Source organism: Microvirga tunisiensis, assembly GCF_009296175.1.
Taxonomy (GTDB): domain Bacteria; phylum Pseudomonadota; class Alphaproteobacteria; order Rhizobiales; family Beijerinckiaceae; genus Microvirga; species Microvirga tunisiensis.
The window spans coordinates 1-6,120 of the sequence record NZ_VOSK01000345.1 but is presented as its reverse complement, the minus strand read 5'-3'; the positions used below and the strand labels follow the sequence as shown (position 1 = coordinate 6,120).

Sequence of the window (6,120 nt, the reverse complement as noted above, 5' to 3'; positions counted from 1 at the left end):
CTTCTTCCTGAAAATCAAGCACTTCAGACGCATCGCCACGCGCTACGAACAGACCCCACGGGCGTTTATGTCAATCCTTTGCCTCGTCAGCGCGTTCATCTGGACCAAATGAATGTCAACGCGCTCTAGTGATGAGGCTGTGAAAAATACTCTTCCCGGGTCATTTCGTAGTATCCGAAAAGCTTGCCGTAATACAAGCGGTCGTCGATATAGCGCAGCCCGAGTTTCAGGGCTGCCCGCTCCGACCGTCGATTGCCATGCGCAATAAAGGCGACAACCTTTTCCTTGGTCGAGTTTCGAAAGGCATGTGTGATGGTGAAGCGTGCGGCATCCGGGCCCAGGCCTCGACCGGCCGCATGTTCGAAAAATGCATAAGCAACTTCGGGATTGGTAGTGCCCTCGTAGTCTTGCAAACCGCAGCGACCGATGAACATTGGTCCAGCATTGCACTTTTCGTACACCAACCAGACGCCAAAGCTGTTCTTCCGCCACTGGGCCGAGTATTGATCGAGCCATTCGTGCACGTCCTCAGTGGTCTGCGGCACATCCTTGAAGATTGCTTTCTGCACAAGCGGATCGTTGTGCAGCCTGAACAACTCTGCCTTGTGTCCTCGCTGTATTGGGGTAAGAATTAAACGTTCGGTCTGATATGTGATCATCGGTATTCTCCAAGTCGGAACGTTTTGTGGAGCCACAGGGGCACTTGGTGCCTCATCTCATTCCTGAACGCGCGTGAATTCTCTCGAAGCAGAGACCAGTATCGGGCTAAAGCATCAGCGTTTGAATGGGATAAGAATCCTGCTCGCACATCATAGCCGCCCGTACCCAACGCATCTCGGATATGCCTTTGTGATTGAATGCTGCGAGCGGCAGATTAGCAGGCGCAAAGATGCGCGCCACTACCTAGATTGGGAGGCCGCTCAACCAGCTCCGTTGCAGTAACTTGGAAAGGGCGTAACGAACCCGGCCGCGAGCCTTCCTCGGGCAGCGAGACCGAACAGTTGGTTGATAAGACGGACTTCGCCCGTCGCTCCGGGCTATATCAGGACGCAGTGGCCGCAACGGATTATGCGCATGATCTCAATCCCTTGATCGTCGCGTACGCTGTTTTCATCCTCTGGAAGCCGCGGGTCGGCCGGATCACGCGTTTGAGCGCACCGTGATCCGCCTCGATGACATTGTTATCGGGCATGAATAGGCACGACACCTCTGTCTGCTTTTCAGATAGCTGAAGGGTCGGGTACCATCAGCAGACCGGGATAGGGGTGTCGGGAGCACGGAAGGTGGGCAGGCCGAAAGTACCTGTGAGCTGCGAGCTCGTGTTATTATCTGGCCGCCCCTTCGACTGGCCCGGGTGCGCTGCGAGCGCGGATCCGTAGTTGTCGTGTGGCCCGCTGGCTCCCGAGGTTATGCAACCCAACAGGAGCCGGAGATGAGGATCATTGCTCTCGATGTCCATCGGTCCTTCGCTCAGATGGCAATCCTGGAGAAGGGAGTTATCCGGGATGCCGGCAAGATCGACCTCGAACGCAGCCGCCTGCTGCACTTTGCCAAGACCCTGAGGCCTGATGATGAGGTCGTCCTGGAGGCGACCGGCAACACCAGCGCCATCGTGCGCTTGCTGTCGCCCTTCGTGGCACGGGTGATCATTGCCAATCCCAACCAAGTGCGGGCCATCGCCTGGGCCAAGGTCAAGACCGACAAGATCGATGCGCGCGTGCTCGCCAAGCGGCATGCCAGCGGGTTCCTGCCCGAGGTCTGGATGCCGGACGAGGAGACCGAGACACGCCGGCGTATCACGGCAGAACGGACGCAGCTGGTCGCACAGATGACCCGCCTCAAGAACCGGATCCACGCGGTTCTGCATGCTCATCTGATCCCACCCTACCACGGCAGCCTGTTCTCACAGCGCGGGAGGGCCTGGCTGGAGGCCCTCCCGCTCGCCGAGGATCAGCGTCGTGTCATCCTGCGCCATGCTGGTGAGCTGGATCGGCTTGGCGCTGAGCTTGCTGAACTGGATAAGACCCTCGCCCAGAAAGCTCTTGAACATCCACAGGTCAGGCGGCTGATGACGATCACAGGGGTGAACGCCACGGTGGCCATGAGCGTCCTGGCGGCGATCGGCGACATCAAGCGGTTCTCCTCACCGCAAAAGCTGGTGAGCTACTTCGGGCTCAATCCGAAGGTGCGGCAGTCGGGCGACAAGCCCGCCTATCATGGTCGCATCAGCAAGCAGGGCCGGGCCCACGCCCGCTCGATGCTGGTTGAGGCAGCTTGGGTGATCTCTGGTGTGCCTGGCCCATTGCGGGCCTTCTTCGTCCGCATCAGGAACAAGCGCGGCAAGTCGGTGGCGGCCGTGGCAACGGCACGCAAGCTGGCGGTGATCGTCTGGCACATGCTGAGCAAGAACGAGGACTACACCTGGAGCCGGCCCGCGCTGCTGCAGTGGAAACTGCGGCACCTGGAAGCCGTGCAGGGTCGCCACGGTGGCCCTGGAGTCGACCGGGGTCTCCTGGATCCCGCTCTACGAGATCCTCACCCAGCGCGGCTTCGCCGTGGTGGTGGTCAATGCCCGCGAGGTCAAGCAGGGGCCGGGCCGCAAGACGGACGTCTGCGACGCCCAATGGCTCCAGCGCCTCCATGCTTATGGCCTGCTGCGCGCCAGCTTCCAACCCAAAGCCGAGATTGTGGAACTGCGCGCGTATCTGCGCCAGCGCGAGCGCCTCCTGGAAGCCGCCGCCGCCCACATCCAGCCCATGCAGAAGGCGCTGACCGAGATGAACCTGCAGCTCCATCACGTGGTCAGCGACATCACAGGGGCCACAGGCCTGCGCATCATCCGCGCCATTCTGGCCGGAGAGCGTGATCCGGGCGTCCTGGCGAGCCTACGGGACATCCGGTGCCACTCCAGTTCCGAGACGATTGAGAAGGCATTGACGGGTCATTATCGCGCCGAGCATCTGTTCGCGCTCGAACAGGCACTGGCGCTTTACGACACCTATCAGCACAAGGTGGCGGCATGCGACCAAAGGATCGAGGCTGTCCTCAAGGCGCTGAGCCCCCGCAAGCCCGATCCCGGTACCGTGCCGGCTCCTCGCCGACGCATGAGCCGCCAGCCCAATGAGCCGAGCTTCGACCTTCGTGGCGCCCTCTATGCGGTTCTCGGCCAGGACCTGACCCGGATCCATGGCCTGGGGCCGTCGTTGGCGCTCAAACTGGTTGCAGAGTGTGGCACGGATCTGACGGCTTGGCCCAGTAGAAAGCACTTCACCTCCTGGCTCTGCCTGGCGCCCGGCAACAAGATCTCCGGTGGCAAGGTGCTGTCCGCCCGAACGCGCCGGTCGGGAAGTCGGGCGGCGGCACTTCTGCGGCTGGCGGCCGTGACGATTGGCAAGACGGAGACTGCATTAGGCGCCTTTTATCGGCGCCTGTCGAGCGCAATTGAGGAGTATACTTGGCGCTTTGACGGCCTGCGACGCCGAGCTTCTCACCGCAGGAGGACGTGATGCACTCCCTTCATCCGCAAGCCCGCACCACCCCCGCCGTCCGCCAAGAGATCGCCCGCTCGAGAGAGCCCACCGGCGTGCTGGCCCAGCGCTTCAGCGTGAGCACCGAGACTGTCCGCAAATGGCGCAAACGCGGAGCACAGGACTGCCAGGACCATAGCAGCCGGCCGCACAAGCTGCCGTGGAAAGCCACGGATGAGGAGCGGGCGATCGTCTGCGCTCTGCGCCAGGCCACCGGCTTCCCGCTCGATGACCTCACCTTCGTGGTCAGCCATTTCCTGCCGCATCTCAACCGCGATGCGGTCTATCGCATCCTCAAGGCGGAGGGGTTGGGCCGCCTGCCGCCAGCGCCAGCGCCGGAGCGGCACGTTCAAGGAGGATGACCTCGGCTTCGTGCCCATCGACATCAAACATCTGCCGAAGCTGCAGACCGCCAATGGCGAGCGCCGCAAGCGCTTTCTGTATGTGGCCATCGACCGCTGCTCGCGCTGGGTGCACCTGGCGGTCAAGGACAACGAGCTGACCACCAGTGCGGTCGCCTTCCTGAACGAGGCGGTGCGCGCGTTTCCCTTCAAGGTCACGCACGTCCTGACGGATCGAGGATCCTGCTTTACCGCCGATGGCTTTGAAGACGCCTGCCGCCAGCTGAAGGTGCAGCATCGCACGACCAAGCCCTACACGCCGCAAACCAACGGTCTCGTGGAGCGCTTCAACGGGCGGGTGCAGCGTGAGGTGCTGGGCATCACGATCTATAGCCATCGTGATCTTGAGACGCTGCTTAAGGGCTTCAATCAGGCCTATAACAGAAGACGTCAACGCGTGCTCAAGGGGCGATCCCCGGATGAGGTTGTGCGAAGCCGCCTGGCTGCCGAGCCGAAGCTCGCCAACCGCCGCTACAAGCTGCCCGATTCAGACGCTTTGCCGCCAGCCCTCCAGGTCGTCGCTCATGCCAAGGAGGTCTCGCATCCAGACAACGACCAAGTTGGAAGTGGTTGTGGATCGGGGTGTGGCAGGAGAGAAACTGTTGGGCCTGCCGGGCTGACTTAAAACGCCTCATGTGACGCTCCCGCCGTCGGGCGGGCTGATGTGAGACCTCGCAGCGGTTGTTGAGATACCGACTCTGCCGATGTTCGACACCCGATAAGATCTCGCGTTTGGCAGCGCCGTAGGATCCAAGTTTATCGGTCCCGATGACTCTCGGCACGTAGCACAAACCCTTCAGCAGCTTGCGAAAGAAGCGCTTGGCCGCTTTCCTGTTCCGACGGCTTTGCACCAGAACATCAAGCACGTTCCCATGCTGATCAACGGCTCGCCAGAGGTAGTGCAGTTTGCCCTGAATGCGAACGAACACCTCATCCAGAAACCATTTGTCGCCGGGTTGCGGTCGGCGCCGCTTGAGGCTGTTGGCGTAAGTCCTTCCGAAGCGCTGACCCCACTCGCGGATCGTCTCGTAGCTGACCACGATGCCTCGCGCCGCCAGGATGAGTTCGACTTCGCGTAAGCTCAGGCTGAAGCAGTGATACAACCAAACCGCCTGGTTGATGATTTCGGGTGGATAGCGGAAGCCGCGGTAGGGATTGGATGGCGTGCTCATGCCTGAGACCGTGCCACAGGCTCAGGATCCTGCCAACTTGACAGTACTTTTGCCAGGCCGCGGCTTGTCGTGCAGCCCTTCAAGGCCATGGTCGGCATAGCGATGCTGCCAGAGGCTGACAATCCTCGGCTGGACCCCAACGTCCTTAGCGATCGACCGGGTGCTGCGCCCGTCCGCCGCCAACAGAACGATCCGCGCCCGCTTCAAATCGCGCTGCACCGTCACCGGTGAGCGACAACACGCCTCAAGCACCTTGCGATCCTTCTTCGAAAGCTGGACTTCTCTTGCTTCGGGTATCATCCCGATGTTGAATCACGACTCACGCTTTATGGAAAGTGGGTACTAGATCCGCAGCACGCTTTCCATGATGGGATCAGAAGAACGAGGCGCCGGCTTGTTGCATGGTTGAGCAAGTTGGTCACCGGGTTGGATAGTGTCGGGCCTGTTCGGCGTCTGAGCAAAGATCTCCGCCATGCTCTTTCAACGCCATCGCCGCTCGCCAGCACCGCATTCCGAAGCAGCGGCCCGGGTGACGAACTGGGCCGAGTACGTCGCCAGTCTGCGTCGGCGGGGAAGCCCCACTGTCTGGTTCTCTGACGAGGCGCTTGCCACCGGGCAGGCCGATCAGCCGCGCCGACCTCCGTCATCGGGCCCTGGTTGAGTGATCTTGGCTTCTGGGGGCATCTCTTAGCCGTTCCTATTCACCAGAGTTTGTTTCGGGGCCTATTTGGTAGCGCGGGCGTGCCGATCCGCTGCGTTTCTTTCACCGCGGCAAGGTCTGGAACGTGGGGAACGCGTTGGCAGGGACGGGATGGGATGACCGGGGCGATGGCAGCCCCGGCGCTCAGGGCGAGGCCGCCCGGGGCTGGGGTGCCAGAGCGCTCGCAAGACGCCGGACGAGATCCGCTTCCGGACAGCACGAGGCAAAGGCCAGTCGGATGCGGCTGGTGGTTTCCTGCACCCGCACGGCGATCTTGAGCAGGCGCAACCGCAGCGTTGCGAACTCCGCCCGGGCGAGAT

Annotated in this window: 3 protein-coding genes and 6 pseudogenes; 4 read left to right on the top strand and 5 right to left on the bottom strand. The window is 61.6% G+C overall.

What is annotated here, in order from left to right:
• Positions 1 to 125: 125 nt before the first annotated feature.
• A complete protein-coding gene (locus tag FS320_RS36145) occupies positions 126 to 659 on the bottom strand; it encodes a GNAT family N-acetyltransferase (protein ID WP_152717172.1) in 534 nt (177 codons plus the stop codon).
• Positions 660 to 1,037: 378 nt separating this feature from the next.
• A pseudogene (locus FS320_RS36140) lies at positions 1,038 to 1,183 on the bottom strand (DDE-type integrase/transposase/recombinase); the annotation flags it as partial.
• Between the two features lie 249 nt (positions 1,184 to 1,432).
• Between FS320_RS36140 and FS320_RS48855 the strand changes: the two are divergent.
• The 3 pseudogenes from FS320_RS48855 to FS320_RS36125 form a co-directional block, all read left to right on the top strand.
• Positions 1,433 to 2,353: pseudogene (locus tag FS320_RS48855) on the top strand (IS110 family RNA-guided transposase); the annotation flags it as partial.
• A 118-nt stretch (positions 2,354 to 2,471) separates the two neighbouring features.
• Positions 2,472 to 3,443, top strand: a pseudogene (locus tag FS320_RS36130) (IS110 family RNA-guided transposase); the annotation flags it as partial.
• 62 nt (positions 3,444 to 3,505) lie between these two features.
• Positions 3,506 to 4,478 (top strand): annotated as a pseudogene (locus tag FS320_RS36125) (DDE-type integrase/transposase/recombinase); the annotation flags it as partial.
• Here the strand turns inward: FS320_RS36125 and FS320_RS36120 are convergent.
• Together FS320_RS36120 and FS320_RS36115 are read right to left on the bottom strand one after the other, a co-directional pair.
• Positions 4,378 to 5,100, bottom strand: a pseudogene (locus tag FS320_RS36120) (IS6 family transposase); the annotation flags it as partial. The pseudogenes FS320_RS36125 and FS320_RS36120 sit on opposite strands and share 101 nt — an antisense overlap.
• 39 nt (positions 5,101 to 5,139) lie before the next feature.
• Positions 5,140 to 5,400: pseudogene (locus FS320_RS36115) on the bottom strand (helix-turn-helix domain-containing protein); the annotation flags it as partial.
• Positions 5,401 to 5,572: 172 nt separating this feature from the next.
• On the opposite strand from FS320_RS36115, the gene FS320_RS51095 reads away from it, so the two are divergent.
• A complete protein-coding gene (locus tag FS320_RS51095) occupies positions 5,573 to 5,761 on the top strand; it encodes a hypothetical protein (protein WP_420846822.1) in 189 nt (62 codons plus the stop codon).
• 183 nt (positions 5,762 to 5,944) lie between these two features.
• Here FS320_RS51095 and FS320_RS36105 read toward each other — a convergent pair.
• Positions 5,945 to 6,120 (bottom strand): transposase (locus tag FS320_RS36105; RefSeq protein ID WP_192926244.1); only part of this gene is annotated, 176 nt, incomplete at its 5' end.